General features: G+C 73.5%; 21 protein-coding genes. 9 read left to right on the top strand and 12 right to left on the bottom strand.

The features are described 5' to 3' along the window. Positions 1-156: 156 nt before the first annotated feature. From J7W19_RS06425 to J7W19_RS32770, 5 genes are all read right to left on the bottom strand, one after another. Positions 157-963 carry a polysaccharide deacetylase family protein gene (locus tag J7W19_RS06425; RefSeq protein WP_004945959.1) on the bottom strand — a complete coding sequence of 269 codons (807 nt, stop codon included), beginning with the start codon at positions 961-963 and terminating at the stop codon, positions 157-159. Further along, positions 960-2009 carry a glycosyltransferase family 2 protein gene (locus J7W19_RS06420; protein WP_004945962.1) on the bottom strand — a complete coding sequence of 350 codons (1050 nt, stop codon included), beginning with the start codon at positions 2007-2009 and terminating at the stop codon, positions 960-962. The genes J7W19_RS06425 and J7W19_RS06420 overlap by 4 nt, the downstream gene beginning before the upstream one ends. Further along, positions 2006-2875: a glycosyltransferase family 2 protein gene (locus J7W19_RS06415; protein WP_004945965.1), complete on the bottom strand. Its 870-nt coding sequence runs from the start codon at positions 2873-2875 to the stop codon at positions 2006-2008. The genes J7W19_RS06420 and J7W19_RS06415 overlap by 4 nt, the downstream gene beginning before the upstream one ends. Before the next feature lie 416 nt (positions 2876-3291). Continuing rightward, positions 3292-4386: a GNAT family N-acetyltransferase gene (locus J7W19_RS06410; RefSeq protein ID WP_004945970.1), complete on the bottom strand. Its 1095-nt coding sequence runs from the start codon at positions 4384-4386 to the stop codon at positions 3292-3294. Between the two features lies 1 nt (position 4387). Beyond that, positions 4388-4930 carry a hypothetical protein gene (locus J7W19_RS32770; protein ID WP_004945973.1) on the bottom strand — a complete coding sequence of 181 codons (543 nt, stop codon included), beginning with the start codon at positions 4928-4930 and terminating at the stop codon, positions 4388-4390. A 384-nt stretch (positions 4931-5314) separates the two neighbouring features. On the opposite strand from J7W19_RS32770, the gene J7W19_RS06400 reads away from it, so the two are divergent. Beyond that, positions 5315-6130, top strand: coding sequence for an SGNH/GDSL hydrolase family protein (locus tag J7W19_RS06400; RefSeq protein ID WP_004945977.1), 816 nt, complete (start codon positions 5315-5317; stop codon positions 6128-6130). A gap of 368 nt (positions 6131-6498) precedes the next feature. Further along, positions 6499-6765: a hypothetical protein gene (locus J7W19_RS06395; protein ID WP_004945980.1), complete on the top strand. Its 267-nt coding sequence runs from the start codon at positions 6499-6501 to the stop codon at positions 6763-6765. Positions 6766-6945: 180 nt separating this feature from the next. Here the strand turns inward: J7W19_RS06395 and J7W19_RS06390 are convergent, their stop codons facing one another. Both J7W19_RS06390 and hmgA read right to left on the bottom strand, forming a co-directional pair. After that, the gene (locus J7W19_RS06390) at positions 6946-7695 is read right to left on the bottom strand and encodes a GntR family transcriptional regulator (protein ID WP_004945982.1); all 750 of its coding nucleotides are present in this window, start codon (positions 7693-7695) and stop codon (positions 6946-6948) included. Between the two features lie 65 nt (positions 7696-7760). Next, the gene (gene hmgA, locus J7W19_RS06385; RefSeq protein ID WP_004945983.1) at positions 7761-9086 is read right to left on the bottom strand and encodes a homogentisate 1,2-dioxygenase; all 1326 of its coding nucleotides are present in this window, start codon (positions 9084-9086) and stop codon (positions 7761-7763) included. A 218-nt stretch (positions 9087-9304) separates the two neighbouring features. Between hmgA and J7W19_RS06380 the strand changes: the two genes are divergently transcribed. From J7W19_RS06380 to J7W19_RS06370, 3 genes are all read left to right on the top strand, one after another. Further along, positions 9305-10723 (top strand): aldehyde dehydrogenase family protein, encoded by a 1419-nt coding sequence (locus J7W19_RS06380; RefSeq protein WP_004945985.1) that lies wholly within the window; start codon positions 9305-9307, stop codon positions 10721-10723. A gap of 166 nt (positions 10724-10889) precedes the next feature. Further along, positions 10890-12584, top strand: coding sequence for an aa3-type cytochrome oxidase subunit I (gene ctaD / locus J7W19_RS06375; RefSeq protein ID WP_004945986.1), 1695 nt, complete (start codon positions 10890-10892; stop codon positions 12582-12584). 323 nt (positions 12585-12907) lie between these two features. Continuing rightward, positions 12908-13987 (top strand): Zn-dependent alcohol dehydrogenase, encoded by a 1080-nt coding sequence (locus J7W19_RS06370; RefSeq protein WP_004945988.1) that lies wholly within the window; start codon positions 12908-12910, stop codon positions 13985-13987. A 29-nt stretch (positions 13988-14016) separates the two neighbouring features. Here the strand turns inward: J7W19_RS06370 and J7W19_RS06365 are convergent, their stop codons facing one another. Beyond that, positions 14017-14571, bottom strand: coding sequence for a DUF2165 domain-containing protein (locus tag J7W19_RS06365; RefSeq protein ID WP_004945990.1), 555 nt, complete (start codon positions 14569-14571; stop codon positions 14017-14019). A 191-nt stretch (positions 14572-14762) separates the two neighbouring features. Here J7W19_RS06365 and J7W19_RS06360 point away from each other — a divergent pair, with 191 nt between their 5' ends. After that, the gene (locus tag J7W19_RS06360) at positions 14763-15401 is read left to right on the top strand and encodes a TetR/AcrR family transcriptional regulator (protein ID WP_004945991.1); all 639 of its coding nucleotides are present in this window, start codon (positions 14763-14765) and stop codon (positions 15399-15401) included. A 10-nt stretch (positions 15402-15411) separates the two neighbouring features. Next, positions 15412-15858, top strand: a complete 447-nt coding sequence (gene soxR / locus J7W19_RS06355) for a redox-sensitive transcriptional activator SoxR (RefSeq protein WP_004945993.1) — start codon at positions 15412-15414, stop codon at positions 15856-15858. A gap of 125 nt (positions 15859-15983) precedes the next feature. Here soxR and J7W19_RS06350 read toward each other — a convergent pair whose 3' ends face one another. Both J7W19_RS06350 and J7W19_RS06345 read right to left on the bottom strand, forming a co-directional pair. Further along, a complete protein-coding gene (locus tag J7W19_RS06350; RefSeq protein WP_040890078.1) occupies positions 15984-16601 on the bottom strand; it encodes a hypothetical protein in 618 nt (205 codons plus the stop codon). Positions 16602-16732: 131 nt separating this feature from the next. Then, positions 16733-18064 carry a hypothetical protein gene (locus tag J7W19_RS06345; protein WP_004945997.1) on the bottom strand — a complete coding sequence of 444 codons (1332 nt, stop codon included), beginning with the start codon at positions 18062-18064 and terminating at the stop codon, positions 16733-16735. A gap of 254 nt (positions 18065-18318) precedes the next feature. Here J7W19_RS06345 and J7W19_RS06340 point away from each other — a divergent pair, with 254 nt between their 5' ends. Beyond that, positions 18319-18945: a TetR/AcrR family transcriptional regulator gene (locus J7W19_RS06340; RefSeq protein WP_051072623.1), complete on the top strand. Its 627-nt coding sequence runs from the start codon at positions 18319-18321 to the stop codon at positions 18943-18945. A gap of 24 nt (positions 18946-18969) precedes the next feature. On the opposite strand, the gene J7W19_RS06335 is transcribed toward J7W19_RS06340, so the two are convergent. Together J7W19_RS06335 and J7W19_RS06330 are read right to left on the bottom strand one after the other, a co-directional pair. Continuing rightward, positions 18970-19968 (bottom strand): MBL fold metallo-hydrolase, encoded by a 999-nt coding sequence (locus tag J7W19_RS06335; protein WP_004946001.1) that lies wholly within the window; start codon positions 19966-19968, stop codon positions 18970-18972. Between the two features lie 191 nt (positions 19969-20159). Continuing rightward, positions 20160-20594 (bottom strand): MarR family winged helix-turn-helix transcriptional regulator, encoded by a 435-nt coding sequence (locus J7W19_RS06330; protein ID WP_004946003.1) that lies wholly within the window; start codon positions 20592-20594, stop codon positions 20160-20162. Between the two features lie 150 nt (positions 20595-20744). Here J7W19_RS06330 and J7W19_RS06325 point away from each other — a divergent pair, with 150 nt between their 5' ends. Continuing rightward, positions 20745-22256 (top strand): MFS transporter, encoded by a 1512-nt coding sequence (locus J7W19_RS06325; protein ID WP_004946005.1) that lies wholly within the window; start codon positions 20745-20747, stop codon positions 22254-22256. The last annotated feature ends 29 nt before the right edge of the window (positions 22257-22285 follow it).

Raw genomic sequence — 22285 nt, 5'->3', positions numbered from 1 at the left:
CCGCCGCCGCGGCCCCCTCCGTCGTGCCCGCCGGGCCCGCTGCGCCCGCCGCCCCCGCCCCGTCCCGGCAGCCGGAATCCGCGGCCCGCCGGTGCCACCGCCCGCTCCTCGGTCCGTGCGGACACGTCCCGGGCGGACGGGTCCTGGGTGGACGTGTCAGCCACGCGCCCCTCTTGCCTTTCTCATCGCCTGCCGGCCCCTGCGGACGACGGCGTACCCCTTGGTCAGGGCCCGGTCGGCGGCGAACAGCCGGCCGAGCGCCCGGCCGTGGACCATGCGCTCGAAGTCGGTGATCCCCGTCGTCCGGCGCACGGTCACCCGGCGCACCGCGTACGGCCCCTGCCGGCGGGCGGCCAGGCCGTTGCCCACCGCCAGGGAGATCCCGAAGCCGGCCGAGCGCACCGCCTGGCGCACCCGGCGGGTGGAGTACCCGTAGGGGTAGGCGAACGAAACCGGCGGCCGGCCCAGTTCGCCGGTGAGGATCTCCCGGCACTGGCCGAGCTCGAACGCCAGCCCCGCGTCGGGCAGTTGATCGAGCTGCGGGTGGGTGTGGCTGTGCCCGCCGATCTCGGCGCCGGCCTCGGCCAGCTCGCGCACCTGCTCCCAGGTGAGCATGAGGTCGAGCGCGCCCCCGGTGTCGTACGGCCCGCGCAGCCAGCCCGTGGAGACGAACACCGTGGACGCGAAACCGTGTTCGGCGAGGACGGGGAGGGCGTGCCGGTGCACGCCCTCGTAGCCGTCGTCGAACGTGATGAGCACCGGTCTCGGCGGCAGCGGACGGCCGTCCCGCCAGGCCCCGGCCAGTTCCCGGGCCGTCAGCGGGACGAACCCGGCCGTGTCCAGCAGCCGCATCTGCTCGGCGAACGCCTCCGGCGCGACGGACAAGGCGTGCGCCGCCCGGGAGGGGGAGTACGCCACCGAGTGGTACATGAGGACCGGCACCTCGGCGGGTGGCGTCGTCATACGCCCCCCTCCCCGGCGTCGGACGGCCCGTCCACCGGGGTCGCCGCCACCGTGAACCGCCCGCCGCCCCGGCGCGCCCGGACGCTGCCGAGCGCGTAGCCTGCCGCCGCGGCGGCCACCCCGGTGAGGATCGCCGCGGCCCGCCCGGCACCGCCGGGCCGGCCCAGCAGGGCGTCGCGCAGACCGCGCGCCACGCCCGCCGGGAGCACCCGGGTGGTGTAGCGGCGCTCGGAGGCGAGCCCGTCGCGCGCGCCGACGCTGTGCGCCACCAGCGCCTTCGACAGGCCCTCGGCGTACGCCCGGGTCCGCAGATAGCCGAACCGTTCCCGCTCGGCCGGGACCCGGTGGTGGATCACCGCCCGGTCGTCGATCAGCAGCACCGCCCCGGGCACCGCCCGGGCCAGCCGGATGCACAGCTCCGTCTCCTCGCAGCCCAGCGGCAGCCGGTGGCCGTCCCGGCCGATGCCGGAGGCGAACCCGCCGACGGCCGCCAGCGCCGATCTGCGGAACGAGGCGTTGCCGCCGAGGACGTTCCGCACCCGCACCCGGCCGGGCGGCAGGCCGCGGTAGGTGCAGCCGACCGCCCAGTCCATCTCCTCGGGGAACCACGCGGGCCGGGCCCGCGAGGCCCACACCGGCTGGGTTCGCCCGCCGACCGCCATCACGCGCGGATCGGCGTACGCCCGGGCGAAGTGCAGCAGCCAGTCGCGCTCGGCCACCGCGTCGTCGTCCAGGAAGGCGACCACCTCCCCGGACGAGGCCGCGACGCCGGTGTTGCGGCCGGCGGACAGGCCGCGCGGGCCGGCGTTGGCCAGCACCCGGACGCGGCCCGGCGCGCCGAGCCCGTCGTCGCCGTACACCTTGGCCAGCCGGCGCAGCAGCGCCGGGTTGTGGTCCACGACGAGCAGGGTCTCGCGCGCCGGGTAGGACTGCGCGGCCACCGAGGCCACCGCGGCGAGGATGTCGTCCCAGCGGTCCTCGGTGTACACGCAGACGACCACCGAGACGTCCGGCGCCGCGGTCCGCTCCGCCGGCGCTGTGCTCAAGACACCTCCCCGCGGCTCGCGGCCGGCGCGATGGCCAGCGGCCGGCGGGCCGGGCGCTTGCGCCGCCGGGAGCCGCGCTCGTGCAGGATGACCTTGAGGACCCGCAGCCCGTCGCGCACGGCCCGCAGGTTGCTGGCGCCGTGGATGCGGACGAACTCGTGGCTGGGGATCTCCTGGACCCGCAGGCCGGCCTTGACGACTCTGATGTTCATCAGGGTCTCCACCTCGAAGCCGGCGCAGTCCAGGTTGATGTCGTCCAGGACGCGCTTCCAGAAGGCGTTGTAGCCGTAGCACAGGTCCGTGTAGCGGGCGCCGAACTTGTGGTTGACGATCGAGCACAGGACGCGGTTGCCCAGCTTGCGGATGGGCGTCATGTCGTCCGTGCCGCCCCCGTTGGCGAACCGGGACCCCTTGGCGAAGTCCGCGCCGCCCACCAGGGCCGAGACGTAGCTGACGATCTCGTTGCCGTCGGCCGAGCCGTCGGCGTCCACCATCACGATGATCTCGCCCGAGCAGGCGGCGAACCCGGTGATCAGGGCGTCGCCCTTGCCCTTGCCCTGCTGCTCGACGACCTTGACGCCGGGCCAGAGCTCCCGGGCCACCTTGACGGTGTCGTCGGTGGAGTTGCCGTCGACGAGGACCACCTCGTGGATCCAGGACGGCAGGGTCTTGAAGACGTACGGCAGGTTCTCCGCCTCGTTCATCGCGGGGATCACCACGCTGACCGGCGGTGCTATCGCGAACTGCGGTGACACCGGGCGGTACTGGGCGGGTGGTTCGAGGGGCCGGGCGGTCTCGCCGCCGGCGTCGGTCCCGGGGTCCCGGTCGTGGTCCTGACCGGCCGCCGGGCGCAGGAACGAACTCATGAGTCTCGGTTTCCCTCTCGTCCGGTGGACCGCCCGCCCCCGAGCGGTCCCATGGTGTGTCCGGTTCGAAAAGGGGGTCTCGCCCTGTCCGGTGCGGCGGGCAACCACCGCGCGCACAGGGTGAGTTGGCGAATAGCACAGGCCGCGCGGCACGCGACTCGACACGGATCTCCCCGGCCGAGCGCGGCACCCCCTGCCGCGCCCCGCCCCGGATCCATCGCGGCGACTGGAGCCCCTCCCCGGAGCCGCATGAACTGATGGACCGATGCGGGTAGATGTACGACGGTATTGAAGCTTGAGACTGTATGGCAAGAGGTGAGTCGGAGCCTCCTCCTTTGGTGTCCTTTGTTCCTGACGCGCCGTCCGCTGTGCGAACGCACACCCGGAGCGCACCGGCGCGTGACGTCCGCCGTGGCTCAGATGCTCCGCCGCAACCGTCCCACCTGCTTGAGCAGCCGGTCGGCGGGTTCGAAGAGTTGGGGGCGTGCGACGACGGTGTTGCGCAGCGCGCGCACCGGCGCACGCCGGGCCTTGTGCCCCAGCGCGACGGGGTGACGTCGCATCACCCATCCTTCCGTCACGGCGAGTTCGCGTGTCTTGAGGGAGTCCTTGTACGCCTTGCCGCCCCGCCCGAGGTCCAGATAGGCCAGCCCTGCGGCGGCGGCCCCCTCCGCCATCCGCACATGCAGCACCAGACCGGGCGAGTACTTCGCGAACACCGGGTCGTACGCCGGGAACCAGCACGCCAGCACCGTCCGCGACCGCAGCCCGAAGTGCGCCGCGACCGGCCGGCCACCCGCGTAGAGCACGGACAGCAGGCCGCCGCACGCCTCCGCGCGGGTGTGGAAGAGCTGCTCGACCAGCCGGGAGATCCACGGGCGCGCGAAGCGGTCGCTGCGCCCCGTTCTTCGGTACTGCGCCGACTTCCAGCCGATCAGCGTGCGCAGCACGGCCGGGTCCCGCTCGTCGTGCACGTACCGCACCCCGCCCGCGTCCCGGCCGAGCCGGCGCTCCTTCGCCAGCGTGGTGCGGGTGAACTTGGGCGACTGCTTGCGCAGCGCCGCCAGATAGGAGTCGAAGCCCTGCTCGACGTCGATGACGGGGGAGGGGAAGGCGCCGACCGCCCCCTCCTCGAAGGGCTTCTGCCCCTCCACCAGGTGGTCGAACTCCCACAGCGACAGCCCGCAGGCCGTCAGCAACTCCTTGGCGTCCCACTGGAACCCGGGCCGGTGCACCAGCCCCTGCGCGTCCGAGACGCCGAGCCCGATCGCCCGCCCGATCCCGAACGCCGAACGCTGAAAAGGGAAGAAGGCGGCCGGAGCACCCTCCTCCCGGACGACGGCGATCCGGACGCCGCGCCGGCAGCGGCCCACCGCCAGCGCGAACTCCGGTGCCAGAAAAGGGTTTCCGAGCTGCGGCGCACCATCCTCCACCGCCCGCGCCTGCATGGCCGACCACGCCGCCCGGTCGGCCGCGGTGAGTTCACCCGGGCGGTGGACACTGACCTCCACCTCAGGTCGTCCGGTCGCTCGTGCCGCGCCCCCGGTGGCGCCAGGCGTGCGCCAGCAGGAAGAGGAGCAGGCTGACCGCCGCGACCGCGGCCACCCCGCCGCGCACCGTCCAGCTGTGCAGCGCGAGCATGGTCTGGGCGGTCAGCAGGTCGACCGCGACGGCCCCGCCGGCGGCCACCACGGCGCGGCTGAGCGGGTCGAGCCCGCGCAGCGCGGCGGCCACGCCGCAGGCGGGCGCCACGATCAGGAAGAAGAGGGTGAAGGGCGCGCGCAGCGGCGAGCCGATGTCCAGCAGCGCCAGCGCCGCGCCGGCCCCGGCCATCGCGGCGGCGGCCCCGGCGACGACGGGCAGGGAGTCCGCGGCCGGACGGGAGAGGGGGCCGCCGCCTCTGCCCGCTCCGGGACGCCCCGGTGGTCCCGAACCGGGCGGTCCGTCGGGCGGTTTCGCGCCGGACGGTCCACCGGGCGGCCCGTCGGGCTGTTCCCGGCCCGCGGTACGGAGATCGCTGTCATCGAGACCGATGGGATCGCTGAAGCTCTGCATTGGCGACTTAGCCCCCCGAAGCGCCGGATGCCGGGCTTCAATGTCGCGCAACGGGCGAAGGCCGTCAAGACGTGAAGGACGGGCGAACAGGCTTCTGGACGCGGTGCCCGGCCACAAACGGAGCCTTGCCTCCCGGTGAACGCCCGGCGCGTCCGCGCGATCGTCAACGCGCTTTCGGGCGACGGCTGTTCGGGTGATCGTGCGGTTCGCTCGTTGACCCTCGACGGGTGGTGGCGCGCGGTCCTGGGCGGCTGCCACGTCCTTCTTCCTTCACCGGACGGCCACCGGAGTGGGGGTGTGCCGCAAGTTTTGTCATGGACACTTCCGGCAGCTCCGTGTCGCTGCTACCACAGGGGTGGCAGAGACCCCTGCTAGGGAGGATCCATGAAATCGCACCGCATCACGGGTGCCGCATCGGCCGTGGCCCTCGCCCTGACCCTCGCCCTCGGCGGCGCCGGCGCCGCCCAGGCCGCACCGGAGGGCGCGTCCCCCGGGGCGGCCCCTTCTTATGTCGCCCTCGGCGACTCGTACTCGTCCGGCGTCGGCGCCGGCTCCTACCAGTCGTCCAGCGGCGACTGCAAACGCAGTGACAAGGCGTACCCGGCCCTGTGGTCGGCGGCGCACAGACCCGCGTCGTTCGCCTTCACCGCCTGTTCGGGCGCCCGCACCGGGGACGTCCTCAGCAAGCAACTGGCCCCCCTCACCCCCACGACGGGCCTCGTCAGCATCAGCGTCGGCGGCAACGACGCCGGCTTCGCGGACGCCATGAGCACCTGCGTCCTCAACAGCGACAGCGTCTGCCTGGACCGGATCGCCACCGCGAGCGCCTTCATCCGCGACGAACTGCCCGCCAAGCTCGACGCCGTCTACTCCGCCATCAGCGCCCGCTCGCCCAAGGCCCGCGTCGTCGTCCTCGGTTACCCCCGCTTCTACAAGCTCGACGCGGTCTGCGTCGGTCTGAGCGAGGCCAAGCGGAAGGCCATCAACAACGCCGCCGACCTGCTCGACTCCGTCACCGCCAAGCGGGCCGCCGACCACGGCTTCGCCTTCGGCGACGTCAACACCACCTTCGCCGGCCACGAGCTGTGCTCGGGCAGCCCGTGGCTGCGCAGCGTGACCCTGCCGGTCGACGAGTCCTACCACCCGACGGCCGCCGGGCAGTCCGGCGGATACCTGCCGGTGTTCTCCTCTGTCGCCTGAGGTCGCCTGAGGTCGCCTGAGGTCGCCTGAGGCTGTCTGAGGTGGCCTGTGGCGGCCTGGGGTTGCTTGAGGTGGTATGAGGCAGCCCGAGTCCCGCCCCGGCCGCCCCGTTCCCCGCGACCGCCGTCGCGGGGGACCGGGGTGGCCGGTCCCTCCGGCCCGCGTGAACGCGCCGCGACGGAGGGTGACTTCCGCCCGCCGAGCCCCGCTGCCGACGGGCCGTCAGCCGCCACCGTCCGACAGGTTCAGGCCAGTGTCGTCAACCCCCTTGACGGGGTGGTGAATCCGTTCGCGAATGCGCGGGTGACGCGATGGGGCGATAGGGTTACCCTGCCTTGGCCGGGTGCCTCGTACGGGTGGGGAGTCTCATGGACCAGATAACAATGCGCAGCAGGCCGCGTGTGCCTGCCATCGAGTACGGGAGCGGCGCCTCAGGCGCCCGTCTCGAACGCCATCTCGCGGTGCTCGCCGGCCCTGCCGTGCCGCAGCGCGAGACCGAGGGCGCGACTCTGCTGATGCGCGAGCTGACCTCGCGCGACCACGCGCGGGCGGACGCTTCCGGCCGCACGGCGCGGGTCGCCCTCTTCGCGCCCCTGCGCCGGCTCCGCCGGTCGCTGTTCGGCAGCCGCCCCTGACCGTCCCACCCGGCGCTCGGCGGTCCAGCGGTCCAGGCGTTCCGACTACGCTCCTCGGCGTTCCCCGTGCTCGTACGCGGCTGTGCTCGTGTGCGCCCGTGCTCGTACGGGCATGAGCTCGCGCGCACCCGTGCGCGTACCCACCGTGTCCGCACGCCTACGCGCCCGCGTGGGGGCGTTTCAGTGCGCCTCGACCGTCACCGTGAACGAGAAGCGGTCGCCGCGGTAGTGGATCCGGGCCACGTCCACCACCCGGCCGTCCCCGTCGTACGTGATCCCCGTGTAGTGCAGGATCGGGCTGAGCAGCGGCACCTGGAGCAGCCGCGCGGTCTCCGGGTCGGCCAGCCGCGCCTCCACGGTGTCCGTGATCCGGCTGATCCGCACCCCCAGGGCGTCGCGCAGCACCTTCGTCATGGGCCAGCGGGCCAGGTCCGCCAGGTCGATCCGGCCGGCGAGTTCGGGGTGCACCCAGTTCTCCGCCCAGTTGACCGGTTCGTCCGTCTCGCCGTCCCGGCGCAACCGCCGGAACGCCACCGCCTCCGCCAGCCCGGGGAAGTGCTCGGCCAGCTCGCCGGGGACCGGCGCCGGGCCGTGGCCGAGTACGGTGGTCCGTTCGCCCGACTGCTGGGCCACGATCGCGTCCACCGAGCCGAGCAGCCGCACCGGGGAGCCCCGGCGGGCGCTCGGCTCGATGAAGGTGCCGCGCCGCCGGTGCCGGCTGATCAGCCCCTCCTCCTCCAGCTCCTTCAGGGCCTGCCGCATGGTCAGCACGCTCACGCCGTAGTGCCCGGCGAGCGCGTCCTCGGTGGGCAGGCGCAGCGGGTCGTCCGGGCGGCGCCCGAGTATGGAGGCGCGCAACGACTGTGACACCTGGTACCAGAGCGGCAGTTTGCGGTTGAGTGCCAGGGAGTCGGGGGCGAAGGTGGTCACGGGGGCTCCGGCTCTGCGGTGGTTCAGGGGGACCCATGGGCGGTTCATGGGTGGCCCAGGGGGTCTCAGGGGCGGTAGTGCCGCTCCAGACCCTGCCACACGTCGTCGTACCCCGACTGGAGATGTCCGGCGCCCGCCGCCTGGGCGGTGAGCGTGACCGGCCACCGGGTCTCGAACATGAAGGCCAGCCCGTCGTCCACCTTGTGCGGCGTGAGCTCGGCGGCGCTGGCCCTGTCGAAGGTCTCCCGGTCCGGCCCGTGCGCCGACATCATGTTGTGCAGCGAGCCGCCGCCGGGCACGAAGCCCTCCGCTTTCGCGTCGTAGGCGCCCTCGATCAGGCCCATGTACTCGCTCATCACATTGCGGTGGAAGTACGGCGGCCGGAAGGTGTCCTCGCCCACCAGCCAGCGCGGCGCGAACACCACGAAGTCCACGCCCGCCAGCCCCGGGGTGTCCGACGGCGAGGTGAGCACGGTGAAGATCGACGGGTCCGGGTGGTCGTAGCTGATCGACCCGATGACGTTGAACCGGCGGAGGTCGTAGACGTACGGGACGAGGTTGCCGTGCCAGGCGACGACGTCGAGCGGCGAGTGGTCGTAGACCGCCTCCCAGAGGTTGCCGCAGAACTTGTTCACCACCCGGACCGGCCCCTCGGTGTCCTCGTAGGCGGCCACCGGGGCGAGGAAGTCCCGTGCGTTGGCCAGGCCGTTGGCGCCGATCGGGCCCAGGTCGGGCAGGGTGAACGGCTGCCCGTAGTTCTCGCAGACGTAGCCGCGCGCGGTCTCGTCGAGCAGCTCGACCCGGAAGCGCACCCCGCGCGGGATCAGCGCCACATGCCCCGGCTCGGCGCGCAGCAGCCCGAACTCGGTGCGCAGCAGCAGCCCGCCGCGCTCGGGGACGATCAGCAGCTCGCCGTCGGCGTCGCTGAACACCCGGTCCGTCATCGAGGCGTTGGCCGCGTAGAGGTGGATGGCCATGCCGGTGCGCTGGGTGACGTCGCCGTTGCCGCCCAGCGTCCACAGCCCGGCGAGGAAGTCGGTGCCCTCGGCGGGCTCCGGCAGCGGGTTCCAGCGCAGCCGGTTGGGGTCGGGGACGGTCTCGGTGAAGGGGGCGCCGCGCAGGCCGCCGTTGTCGGTCCGGGTGAACGGGGGGTGGGCGGCCGACGGGCGGATCCGGTAGAGCCAGGACCGGCGGTTGTGCCGCCGGGGCTCGGTGAAGGCGGAGCCGCTGAGCTGCTCCGCGTAGAGCCCGAGGGGCGCCCGCTGGGGCGAGTTGCGCCCGTGCGGCAGCGCGCCGGGGACGGCCTCGCCGCTGTGCTCGTTGCCGAACCCCGAGGCGTAGACCAGCCCTTCGGCCGTCTTGCGCGCCCGCTCTCTGTCCGTGCCGGTCATCGTGTGCTCCCACTGCCGGAGGAATCCTCTGCAAGACCGTAGGATTGCGGGGCCCGGTGCGTCAATGGACCTTGAGCGCCGTGTTCCGCGCGGAACGGATGAAGCCGGTCCGCCTCTTGGTGCCGACCGGGGGGCCGGTTAGGTTGGCAGTCCCGCCGTGGGCCCGGCACCCCGCGCCCCCGGCACCCACGCCCACCGCGAACGCGAGGAGACGCCCTGTGACCGCGTATGACGGGATGTTCGTCGACGGAGCCTGGCGGCCCGCCCGGGGGACCGGCCGGATCGAGGTGGAGAACCCCGCGACCGAGGAGGTCGTCGCGAGCGTGCCGGCCGGCACGGCCGAGGACGTCGACGACGCCGTCCGGGCCGCCCGCGCCGCCCTGCCCGGCTGGGCCGGCACCGCGCCCGCCCGGCGCGGCGCCCACCTCACCGCCCTGGCCGACGCCCTCGCCGCCCGCCAGGAGGAGATCGCCGCCACCGTCACCACCGAACTCGGCTCGCCCATCGGCTTCGCCCGGCGCGTCCACGCCGGACTGCCGGTCGCCGTCGCCCGCTCCTACGCCGAGCTGGCCGCGGGCTTCGCCTTCGAGGAGCGGATCGGCACCTCGACCGTCCTCCACGAGCCGGCCGGCGTCGTCGGCGCGATCACCCCCTGGAACTACCCGCTCCACCAGATCGTCGCCAAGGTCGCGCCCGCCCTCGCCGCGGGCTGCACGGTCGTCCTCAAGCCCGCCGAGTACACCCCGCTCACCGCCCGCCTCTTCGCCGAGTGCGTGGCCGCCGCGGGCCTGCCCGCCGGGGTGTTCAACCTGGTCACCGGGTACGGCCCGGAGGCCGGGCAGCCGCTGGCCGAGCACCCGGACGTCGACCTGGTCTCCTTCACCGGCTCCACCGCCGTCGGCCGCCGGATCGGCGCCCTCGCCGGGGGCGCCGTCAAACGCGTCGCCCTCGAACTCGGCGGCAAATCGGCCAACGTCATCCTCCCCGGCGCCGACCTCGCCACGGCCGTCCGCGCCAACGTCGCCGACGTCGTCCGCAACGCCGGCCAGTCCTGCAACGCCCTCACCCGCACCCTGGTGCACACCGACCACTACGACGAGGCGGTGGCCCTCGCCGTCGAGGCCGTCGCCGCGTACGTGCCCGGCGACCCCACCGACCCCGACCGCCGGCTGGGCCCGGTCGTCAGCGCCCGGCAGCGGGACCGGGTGCGGGAACTGCTCCGCAAGGGCGCCGAGGAGGGCGCCCGCGTGGCCGCCGGCGGCGCCGAGCCACCCGAGGGCCTGGACAAGGGCTACTACGTGCGCCCCACCGTCCTCGCCGACGTCACCCCGGACATGACCGTCGTCCGCGAGGAGATCTTCGGCCCGGTCCTGTCCTTCCTCCGCTACCGCGACACCGAGGAGGCCCTGCGCCTCGCCAACGACAGTGAGTACGGCCTGTCCGGCGCCGTCTGGGCGGCCGACCGCGACGAGGCCGTGGCCTTCGCCCGCCGGATGGAGTGCGGCCGGGTCGACGTCAACGGCGGCGACTTCAACATCCTGGCGCCCTTCGGCGGCTGGAAGCAGTCGGGCGTGGGGCGCGAGCTGGGCGTCCACGGGCTCCTGGAGTACCTGAAGACGAAGTCGCTCCAGCTCTGAGCCGCGGTGCGGGCGCGGCGCACGGCCGCGCCCACGCCCGGCGCAATCAACGGCCGCCTTCACGGCCGTGCCCTATCACGGTGACGGGTCCCGCTCACGCGGGCGGCCCGGCGGGTGGTGGGGGCGGCGTGCCCTTCCGCCTTCGGAGACAGGCGGAAGGACGCGCATGGCGAGTACGACGACGCGGCACGAGGCACCCGAACGGGACCCCGCGCGGGGCGTGGGCGCGGCGGCGATCGACTGGCTCGGCACGACGGACCACAAGAAGATCGGCACCCTCTACCTGGCGACGTCGTTCGCCTTCTTCGGCATCGGCGGGATCCTCGCCCTGGTGATGCGCGCGGAACTGGCCCGCCCCGGCCTCCAGATCGTCTCCAACGAGCAGTTCAACCAGGCGTTCACGATGCACGGCGCCATCATGCTGCTGATGTTCGCCACCCCGCTGTTCGCCGGGTTCGCGAACTGGATCATGCCGCTGCAGATCGGCGCGCCCGACGTGGCGTTCCCCCGTCTGAACATGTTCGCCTACTGGCTGTACCTGCTCGGTTCGCTGATCGCCGTCGCCTCGTTCCTCACCCCGGACGGCGCGCCCGACTTCGGGTGGTTCGCCTACACGCCACTGTCGGACGGGGCGCACTCGCCGAACGTCGGCGCCGATCTGTGGATCATGGGACTGGTCTTCTCCGGCTTCGGCACGATCCTCGGCTCGGTCAACTTCATCACCACCGTCATCTGCATGCGGGCACCCGGCATGACCATGTTCCGCCTGCCGATCTTCACCTGGAACGTGCTGCTCACCGGCGTCCTGGTGCTGCTCGCCTTCCCGGTCCTGGCCGCCGCCCTGCTGGCCCTGGAGGCCGACCGGAAATTCGGCGCGCAGATCTACAATCCGGCCAACGGCGGGGCGATCCTCTGGCAGCACCTGTTCTGGTTCTTCGGCCATCCCGAGGTCTACATCATCGCGTTGCCGTTCTTCGGCATCGTCACCGAGATCATCCCGGTCTTCGCCCGTAAACCGATCTTCGGCTACGCCGGGCTGATCGGCGCGACGGTCTCCATCACCGGGCTGTCCGTGACGGTGTGGGCGCACCACATGTTCCCCACGGGCGCGGTACTGCTCCCCTTCTTCTCCTTCATGTCGTTCCTGATCGCCATCCCCACCGGGGTGAAGTTCTTCAACTGGATCGGCACCATGTGGCGGGGCTCGCTCTCCTTCGAGACGCCGATGCTCTGGGTGACCGGCTTCCTGGTCACCTTCCTCTTCGGCGGCCTGACCGGCGTCATCCTGGCCTCCCCGCCGATGGACTTCCACGTGACGGACTCGTACTTCGTGGTCGCGCACTTCCATTACGTGGTGTTCGGGACCGTCGTCTTCGCCATGTTCGCCGGATTCCACTTCTGGTGGCCGAAGTTCACCGGCAAGATGCTGGACGAGCGGTTGGGGAAGATGCATTTCTGGACGCTTTTCGCCGGGTTCCACATGACCTTCCTGGTCCAGCACTGGCTGGGCGCCTCCGGGATGCCGCGCCGGTACGCGGACTACCTCGACGCGGACGGCTTCACGGCGTTGAACACCGTCTCGTCGATCGGTTCGTTCCTGCTGGGGCTCTCCACGCTGCCGTTCCTCTACAACGTCTGGAAGACCGGGCGGTACGGGAAGCGGGTCGACGTGGACGATCCGTGGGGGTACGGGCGGTCGCTGGAGTGGGCGACCGCTTGTCCGCCGCCGAGGCACAATTTCTGCACGCTGCCGCGGATTCGGTCGGAGTCGCCGGCGTTCGATCTGCATCATCCGGACATCGCTCAGCAGGATCAGGTGGAGAACGTGGGGGAGCGGGATGTGGTGGAGCCGGGGGGTTGAGGGTGCCCCGGTCCCAATCGCCGGACGGGCTGATTTCAGCCCGTCCGGCGATTGAGGACAACCGCGCGGAGCGCGGTTGCGGGGGTGCGGGGGGTTGCCCCCGCACGAAACGGTGAAAGGGCGGGACCGGGGCGCGCTCCCAGGGAGGGGCCACGGGCGGTCGTGACGGCCGAGGGCCGGGGGCCTAGGCTGAGCCACGGTTTGTGGGGGGCGCCCGAGGCCCGTGGCCCGGTCGGGGCACCCCCCGTCCGCGCACGTCCCGCCGGCCCGTCCCCGGTGCGCCCGGCGCGCCGGGCGGGCCCCCGACCGAGAGGTGACCGCCCGTGACCCGCGCCGCCGTCCTGACCGCCATAGGTGCCCCGCTCCGCGTGACCGGGATCGAACTGCCGGACCCGGGGCCGGGGCAGGTGAGGGTGCGGATCGCCGCCGCCGGGGTGTGCCACTCGGACCTGTCCCTCGCCAACGGGACACTGCGGCAGCCTGTCCCGGCCGTGCTCGGACACGAGGGGTCGGGGACGGTCACCGCCGTCGGGGAGGGCGTGACGCATGTGGCGCCGGGGGACGAGGTGGTGCTCAACTGGGCGCCCGCCTGCCGGGATTGCCACTTCTGCCGGATCGGCGAGCCGTGGCTGTGCGCCGAGTCCCTCACCCCCACCGAGCCCTACGCCACGCTCGGCGGCGACGGCACGCCGCTCCACCCGGCCCTGGGGACCGCCGTGTTCGCCGAGGAGACCGTGGTCCGGGCGGCAGCCGTGCTGCCGCTGCCCGCCGGCGTGCCGCTGACCGACGCGGCGCTGCTGGGCTGCGCCGTGCTCACCGGCTACGGCGCGGTCCACCACAGCGCCCGGGTGCGGGCGGGGGAGTCGGTGGTGGTCGTCGGCGTCGGCGGGGTCGGGCTCGCCACCGTGCGCTCCGCGCGCCTCGCGGGCGCGGGACAGGTGATCGCCGTGGACGTCTCCCCCGAGAAGGAGGAACTGGCCCGGTCCTGCGGCGCCACCGACTTCGTCCCCGCCGGCGACGACGCGGTCGCGCGGGTCCGCGAACTGACCGGCGGGCACGGCGCGGACGTGGCGATCGAGTGCGTGGGCCGGCCCGAGACCATCCGGACCGCCTGGACCGCCACCCGGCGCGGCGGACGCACCACCGTCGTGGGCGTCGGCGGCCGGGACCAGCGGGTCGCCTTCTCCCCCCTGGAACTCTTCCACTCCGGCCGCACCCTGGCCGGCTGCGTCTACGGCAACACCGACCCCGCCCGCGACCTGCCCGTCCTCGCCGAGCACGTCCGGGAGGGACGGTTCGACCTGTCGGCACTGATCACCCGGCGGATCGGGCTCGACGACATCCCCGACGCGTTCGACGCCATGCTCGCCGGGCGCGGCGGGCGCTCCCTGGTGGTCTTCTGACGTCCCGGCCGCCGGGGAGGCCCGCACGCTCAGCCCGCGACGTCGTCCCGCAGCCCCGGCAGGTGGACGACCAGCAGCGTCAGCCCGCCCAGCACCACGTGGCGCTCCGCCGCCGGCACCCCGTTCCACCGCGACGACTGCCACATCGCGAACCACTCGCCGCCGACGGCCAGGAAGCCCACCCCGAACAGCAGCAGGTACAGCACCAGCCCCAGCGTCGTGGCGCGCCGGGCCGGTCCGAGCGGACCGTGCCGTGTCCCGCGCAGCCACCGCGCCGTCGCCACCGTCAGGACCGCCGCCGTCAGCGCCTCCCAGGCGATGATCAGCAGGTAGGCGGCGTCCTGGAGGGGGTGCGAGGTGACGGCCCGCCAGGTCAGGTGGTCGTCGCCGGACGTCGTGTCCATCGCGAGGACGTGCCGGACGAACTGCCGGTTGGTGTCGAAGTCCGTGACGTTGCCGAAGACCACGAGCAGCATGAGGAGCGCCACCGTGCCCGTCAGCACGGCCGCCGCCAGGGGCAGCCCGTCCCGCCGCGCCCCGGCCGCCCGGCCCCGTACCGCCGTCCTGAACCGTCCTCCCGCCATGCCATCCCCCTTGTCCGTGCCCGTCGGGCTCGTCCGGGCTCGATCCCGCGCTCGAACCGTCCGCCGCCTGAGGGCAGCATGCCCGCGCCCGCCCGCCCGTACGCGGACGGAGCGGCTGCTCAGGGGCGGGATAAGGTGTCGTTCCCTCCGGAGGGGGAGGGGCCGGGGAGAGCCGAGCAGAGGGGGGCCGTATGGACGCCGGGGGCGCACGGACCGAGGAGTGGGCCGACGTCACGCCCGACGCCGCCCGGCGGCTGCTCACCGCGGCCGTCCAGGCGTTCGCCGAGCGCGGCTACCACGCCACCACCACCCGGGACATCGCCGGCCGGGCCGGTATGAGCCCCGCCGCCCTCTACATCCACTTCCGCACCAAGGAGGACCTCCTCCACCGCATCAGCGGAGTGGGCCACCGGCTCGCGCTCTCCCTCCTCACCCGCGCCCGCGACGGGTCCGGCGGTCCGGCGGAGCGGCTGGCCGACGCGGTACGGACGTTCGTGCGCTGGCACGCCGAGCACCACACCACCGCCCGGGTGGTCCAGTACGAACTGGGGGCGCTCGCCGGGGAGCACCGGGCCGAGATCACCGCGCTGCGCCGGGAGACCGACGCCGTACTCCGCTCCATCGTCGAAGACGGCGTGCGGACCGGGGAGTTCGACGTCCCCGATGTGCGCGGCACCAGCCTGGCGCTGCTCTCCCTCTGCGTCGACGTCGCCCGCTGGTTCCGCGACGGCGGCGAGCGCACCCCGGAGGAGGTCGGCGACCTCTACGCGGGGCTGGCCCTGCGCATGGTCGGCCATCGGCCCGCGCCGGACGCCGGCACGCTGACGTAGGGTCGGGAGCGTGCCACAGATACCGACCACCCTGCACGAACTGACCGTCGGGCAACTGGCGGCCCGCAGCGGCGCCGCCGTCTCGGCCCTGCACTTCTACGAGGCGAAGGGGCTGATCAGCAGCCGCCGCACGGCCGGCAACCAACGCCGGTTCGAGCGCGACACCCTGCGCCGGGTGGCATTCATCCGGGCCGCGCAGCGGGTGGGCATCCCGCTGGCGACGATCCGCGAGGCGCTGGCCCGGCTGCCGGAGGAGCGCACGCCCACCGCCGAGGACTGGGCGGAGCTGTCCGAGGCGTGGCGCGGCGAACTCGACGAGCGGATCAAACGGCTGGAGCGGCTGCGGGACCGGCTCGACGGGTGCATCGGCTGCGGGTGCCTCTCGCTGGAGACGTGCGCGCTGTCCAATCCGGACGACCGCTTCGGCGGGCGCGGCTGTGGTTCGCTGCTGAGCTGACGGGCGCTGCCGAGTTGACCGGTGCTGGCGGGCGTTGACGGGTGCTGACGGGGACGGGCGGCGGGGGTGCCGCGGGCGCCGCCCACCGGGGACGCCCGCGCACCCGCCGTCCCCTCCTCACGTCCTCACGCCACCGCGTCCGCGTACCGGGGGGCGAACGCGTACCGCCGGGCCGCGGCCAGCGCCGCCGGGGTGAGGACGGCGACCGGCACCACGATCCCGCAGTCCGTGCACACCGGCCCCTCCCATGGATGCCGCTCCAGTCCCGTCCGCCACTCGATGCGCTCCTGTGCGCAGACCGGGCAGCAGTCCCCGGGCGCCGACTCCATGGCGTCGATCACCCGCCGCAGCACGTCCGCCAGCCGGGCGTGCGGCTGGAGGTCGGGGGAGGCGCAGGGGACGATGTCACACCCGCCCCACGTGTTGCGGTGCCAGTCGTCGAGGGCGGAGGGCTGGCGGATGCCGTCGTGCTTCTCGCGGCGGCGGCGGCCGGCGAACTCCACCTCGTAGGCCAGCCACACCTCCCGCGCCTCCTCCAGTTCCTCCAGGGCCCGGATCAGCCGCACGGGGTCGGGCGCGCGGTCGTCGGGGGCCAGGCCGGCCCCGGCGCACAGGTGGTGCCAGGTGGCCCGGTGTCCGTACGGGGCGAAGCGTTCGAGGCACTTGCGGAGCGACGTCCGTCGCAGAGCGATGGTGTTCCCCGGGTTGCGCACCTCTCGTGCGAGAGCTCTGAAACCTGCCACTGCTTCCCACCTCCGGCGAGCGGACTCGGACGTCCTCTGTTGGCGCCGCCGGCCGCTGAGGGCCGACACGGTAGGGACGTATCGCGGCGCGATTCGGATCCCTCCGGCGCGGCGCGGGTCGGTCCCGTCCGCTAGCGCATGCCCAGTCCGGCGCGGAGGACGACACGTGCGAGCTCTTCGTGGCAGATGTCGCTGTGGGCGCCGGCGGGCGGACCGCCGCTCCGGACGACCTCCGAGGCGTCGACGTTCACACAGCCGTCCGTGGGCATCCCGTCCCCCAGTGCCTCGGCCAGGGGGACGGCCGGGCAGCCCGGCATGTCCCGCATCCCCTGGTAGCCGAGGGCGCCCCAGCGGGTCAGGTCGAGGCCCAGCAGCGAGTCGGCGTCGCCGGCGAGCCGGGACGCGAGGGGGTAGAGGGTCCCGAGGGCGCTGTCGTGCGAGGAGTGGCAGCAGACGAGCGGGCCGTCGATCCGGTCGGCCGTCCCCTCCAGGACGCCGCCCCGGCGGGGCGCGAACGGCAGCTGGGGCGAGAAGGCGTAGTGCGAGAACGCGCCCTGGAGCAGGGTCAGCGACCGGACCCGGACGCCGTCGGGCAGGCCGCCGACCGCGAACGCGACCAGCCGGGCGCCGAAGCTGTGCCCGACCAGGTGCACCCGCGGGCCGCGCCCGGCGAGTTCGCCCGCCGCCGGGCCGAGACCCTGCCGCCCGACGACACCGGCCCGCCGCTTCATCTCCCAGTAGGTGCCCTGCCGCAGCAGTTCGAGCGCGCCGCGCCAGACCCGGCCGAGGGCGCCGCCGAAGAGGCCGGGGGCCGGCGCGGAGCCGGTGGCCTCCAGCGCGTCCGCGAACCGGCCGCAGACCTCCACCGCGCTGTCGGTGAACATGGCCGGGACGGTCGGTTCGGACGCCGTGTCCCGCGCCCACGCGTCGTCGGCGCTCCCGTCCCGTCCGCCCTCCCGGGGCCGGGGGCTGACCAGGGTGCGGACGAGACCGGTGAACTCCTCCAGCCGGGCCCGGTCCTCGGGCTGCCGCTCGGCCAGCTCCGCCAGCCTGCCGATCACCGCCTCCCGGCCGGGGAAGGCCAGGGCCAGTGCCTCCCGGGTGCCGGGCGGCAGGCCGGGCCCGTCGGCGGCGGTGAACAGGCCGGCCAGGAAGGGCGGCGCCTCGTCGGCGAAGCGGAGCGAGGGCCAGATGACGCCGACGTAGCCGACGCGCGGCCGGTCTCCGGGGGCGGTGAGGCCGTTGAGGAGGGTGGGGAAGGGGGCGAAGAAGCGGGTGTAGAGGGCGGTGGCCGTGGCGCGGGTGTTGTTCCAGCCGTGCGCGAAGATGACCAAGTCGGTGAGGTTTCGATCGGTGACTTCCTGGACGACGTCCCGGAGCAGGGCGTCCCGCTCGCCGGTGTCGACGCTTCCGTCCTTGCCGAAGGTCAGTTCCCAGTACGGATGCACACTCATGTCCGCCATGGCGCCCCCTGTGCCGGTCCGGTGTGCGCGCATGGTCCTGCTGTCAAGAGGGGCTGTCCAGCCTTCTTGCGTCCGTTCCTGCGTTCGTCCGGCGGTTCGCCACCCCTCGTCACTCCCGCCCGCCGCCCCAACTCCCGGCCCAGGCGGGGGTCCTGCCCGGAACGATCGAACGCGTGAGTGGCAAGATCCCCCCGGGGGAGCCGCGCCGGCCGGCGCGGCACATCAGCGACACAGGCGACAAAGGGGTGGGAACGATGAAGAGAGTGGAGCGCAACGGGAGGACGGGACCGTACGGGGCGTCGGCCTGCGCCGGGCGGCCGGTACCGCAGCGGCTGCTGGCCGCCGCCACCCGGCTGTTCGCGGACCAGGGCTACGACCGGACCTCCGTGCAGGAGATCGTCGAGGCGGCCGGGGTCACCAAGGGCGCGCTGTACCACTACTTCGGGTCCAAGGACGACCTGCTGCACGAGATCTACGCCCGGGTCCTGCGCCAGCAGCAGGAACGGCTCGACGCCGTCGCGGGCCGGGACGCGCCGGTCGAGCAGCGGCTGCGCGACGCGGCGGCGGACGTGGCGGTGACGACCATCGAGAACCTGGACGACACGAAGATCTTCTTCCGGTCCATGCACCAGCTCGGCCCCGAGCAGTACCGGCGGGTCCGGGCCGAACGCCGGCGCTACCACGAGCGGTTCCGGGCGCTCATCGAGGAGGGGCAGCGGACGGGCGTCTTCAGCCGGGCGACCCCCGCCGACCTGGTGGTGGACTACCACTTCGGCTCACTGCACCACCTCGGCAGCTGGTACCGCCCGGACGGGCCGATGACGCCCCGGGAGGTCGGCGACCACCTGGCCGACCTCCTGCTGCGGGCGCTCCGGCCGTAACGCGCCGCCGGACCGGCCGGGGTGTCACGCGTGGCAGGCCAGCGGCCTGCCGCCGTTCATCTCGGCCATGTCCCGCAGCACCAGGGGCAGGTCGAGCGGCGCGCCCAGCGGCAGCCCGTCCAGCTCGGCGTAGGCCCGGTGCAGGTTGCCGACCAGCCGCTCGCTCTCCTGGAGCGCCGCGAACTCGCCGAGGTCGGCTTCCCGCGCCACCTCCAGCGGGGTGCGCCCCGCCGCGTGCCCGGCCCGCGCCAGCTCCGCGACGTAGTGGAAGTAGCGCTCCACGGTGTCGTACACACCGGGGTCGGTCACCGGTCCGTGGCCGGGGACGACGGTCTCGGCGTCCAGGCCGCGCAGCACGTCCAGCGCGGCCAGCGAGCCGCTGAGCGAGCCGAACGGGATGAACGGCGTCCCGCCGTTGAAGACCAGGTCGCCGGTGAACACGATCCGCCGCTCCGGCAGCCAGACGACGGTGTCGCCGACCGTGTGCGCCGGGCCCGGGTGGATCAGCCGGACCTCGGTGTCACCGATGTGCACGGTGAGTTCGTCGGTGTACGTGAGGGTGGCCGGGGTGATCCGGACGTCGCCGTACTCGACCCACGGCCAGATGGCGTGCAGCTGCGGGCCGACGGCGAGGGTCTGCTCACGGCAGCCGGCGTGCCCGACGATCGTCGCCTCGGGGGCGAAGACGCAGTTGCCGTAGGTGTGGTCGCCGTGGTGGTGGGTGTTGACGACGAGGGAGGGCGCCGGGGCACCGCTCGCCGCGACGGCGTCGCGCAGCAGCTCCGCGCGGCGGACGGTCGGGGCGGTGTCGATCAGCAGGGTGCGGCCGCCGTCGGTGACGAAGCCCGCGTTGTTCAGGCACCAGCCGCCGTCGGGCTGGACGTAGGCGCTCACCCCGGGCGCCAGCGGCACGGTGTAGGGGGCGGGGACGGCGTCCGGGCCGGTGGGAGCGGTCTTCTCCGTTCCCGCGCTCGGTCCGTCGGCCCCGTGGGAGCCGGACAGGGGGGTGCTGGTGCTCGACATCGTGCGCGCCTCTCCTCGGGGTGCGCCCGGGCCGCGCCGAGTGCGCGGAACCGGACCGGCCGTCAGAATACGGACGGACGCGCGGATATGGGAGAGCGGGCTCCGCTCGGCTCCGGTGCTTGCTCGATCCCGGTGCCGGTTCGGCTGCGGCGCTCGCTCGGCCCGGGTGTCCGCTGGGCTGCGGCGCTCGCTCAGCCCCGGCGCTCCAGGCCCGTGCGCAGCCGCTCCAGCAGCCCGTGCAGGACGGCCCGCTCCTCCTCGTCGAGGGAGTCGAGGGCGTCGTGGGTGGCCCGCATCTCCTCCCTGACCCGGCGGATGGTCTCCCGGCCCTCGTCCGTGGCGACCACGTTCTTCACCCGGCGGTCGGAGGGGTCGGGCTCCCGGCGGACCAGGCCGCGGGCCTCCAGCCGGTCGACGATGCCGGTGACGTTGGACGCGTCGCAGACCAGCAGGGCGGCCAGCCCGCGCATCGGGACCGGCCCCTTGAGCTGGGCGAGCAGCTTGGCCTGGACGCCGGTGAGGCCGTGCCGGGCGGCGGAGGCGGAGAAGTCCTGCCACTGGGCGGTGCCGAGTGCCGCCACGAGTTCCAGGAGCTCGGACTTGCTGGGGGAGGGCGTGGCGGTCATGACGGCAGTCTACTGAAGAGCTTGATGGCTTAAACCATTAACTTGACGACCTCAAGTATCGGGCCTACCGTTGCCCAGTTGCTTGACGACCTCAAGCATCAATGTCGTGAAGCATCAATGGCATGAAACAGACGGAGGAACGAACCGGCCATGACCACACCAGCGCCCGCCACCCCGGCCCGGCAGCGGAGCGAGACGGTCGTCGTCTTCGCCCTGAGCCTGGCCGCCATGGTGGTCTCGATGATGCAGACCCTGGTGGTGCCGATCCTCGGCCTGATCCAGAGCGATCTGGAGACGACCCCGGCCAACGTCAGCTGGGTCACCACCGCGACCCTGCTCTCCGCCGCCGTCTTCACCCCGCTGCTCGGCCGCTTCGGCGACCAGCACGGCAAGAAGCAGACGCTCGTCGGCGTCCTCGTCGTCATGGTGGCCGGATCCGTGCTGGCCGCCACCACCCACTCGTTGCTCTGGCTGATCGTCGGCCGGGTACTCCAGGGCGCCGCCACCGCGATCTTCCCGCTGGCCCTGTCCGTGCTCCGCGAGGAGATCCGCCCGGCCCGGCTGCCCGGTGCGATGGCCCTGGTCAGCGGCACCCTGGCGTTCGGCAGCGGCCTCGCCCTGGTCGCCGTCGGCCTGCTCACCTCGGGCGACCACCCCGACTACCGCAGCGCCTTCTGGCTGGCCACCGGCCTCGCCGCGCTGGCCCTGATCGCCGTCGCCACGCTCGTCCCCGCCACCCGTGAGACCACCGGCGGCCGGACGGACGTCCTCGGCGCCCTCACCCTGGCCGCCACCCTCGTCCTGCTCCTGCTGCCCGTCTCCCAGGGCCACGAGTGGGGCTGGTCCTCGGGCCGCACCCTCGGCTGCTTCGCCGGTGCGGTGATCATGGCCGTCGTGTGGACGCTCGTCGAGCGGAAGGTCAAGGAGCCGCTGGTCGACATGCGGATGTTCGCCCACCGGCCGGTCCTCTTCGCCAACCTCGCCGGGCTGCTCGTCGGCTTCGGCTCGTTCGCCCTGTTCATCGGCGTCTCGTACCTCGTCCAGATGCCGTCCAAGCTCACCGGGTACGGTTTCGACGCCAGCATCCTGCGGGCCTCCGTCGAGTTCCTGCTCCCCGGCACGCTCGTCTCGCTGCTCGCCGCGCCCGTCGGCGGCAAGCTGGTCCGGCAGCACGGCCCCCGGCCGGTGCTCTACCTGGCCTCGCTCGCCGGCGCCCTGGGCTTCGCCTGGCTCGTCGTCGACCACGACCACGCGTTCTCGGTGATCGCCGGCGGGATGCTGGTCGGCGCCGGCATCAGCTTCGGCTACGCGGCCATGCCCGCCGTGATCGTCGGCAGCGTGCCGCCCCACCAGACCGGCATCGCCAACGGCATCAACTCCATCTCCCGTTCCACCGGCAGCGCCATCGGCAGTGCCATGGTCACCACCGTGCTGGCCTCCAAGAGCGTCGAGCACCTGCCGCCCGGCCTGCCCAAGCTGCCGGCCGAGAGTCAGTTCACCCTGACCTTCGTGATCGCCGCCGCGGCGTTCGCGCTGGTCTCCCTGGTGGCCGCGCTCGGACTGCGGACGATTCACACCCTGCGGTCCACTGCGGTGGCGGGCTCCGCTCCGGCGGCGGACGCTGAAACGGCAGGCGCTGGAACGGCAGACGCCACGCGCTGAGACCCGCTCGCCGACCCGAGGACCCAGGA

Origin of the sequence: Streptomyces mobaraensis NBRC 13819 = DSM 40847 (assembly GCF_017916255.1) — a bacterium.
Lineage (GTDB): Bacteria > Actinomycetota > Actinomycetes > Streptomycetales > Streptomycetaceae > Streptomyces > Streptomyces mobaraensis.
Note: the sequence above shows the minus strand (reverse complement) of the source record. Positions and strands in the feature narration are given on the sequence as shown.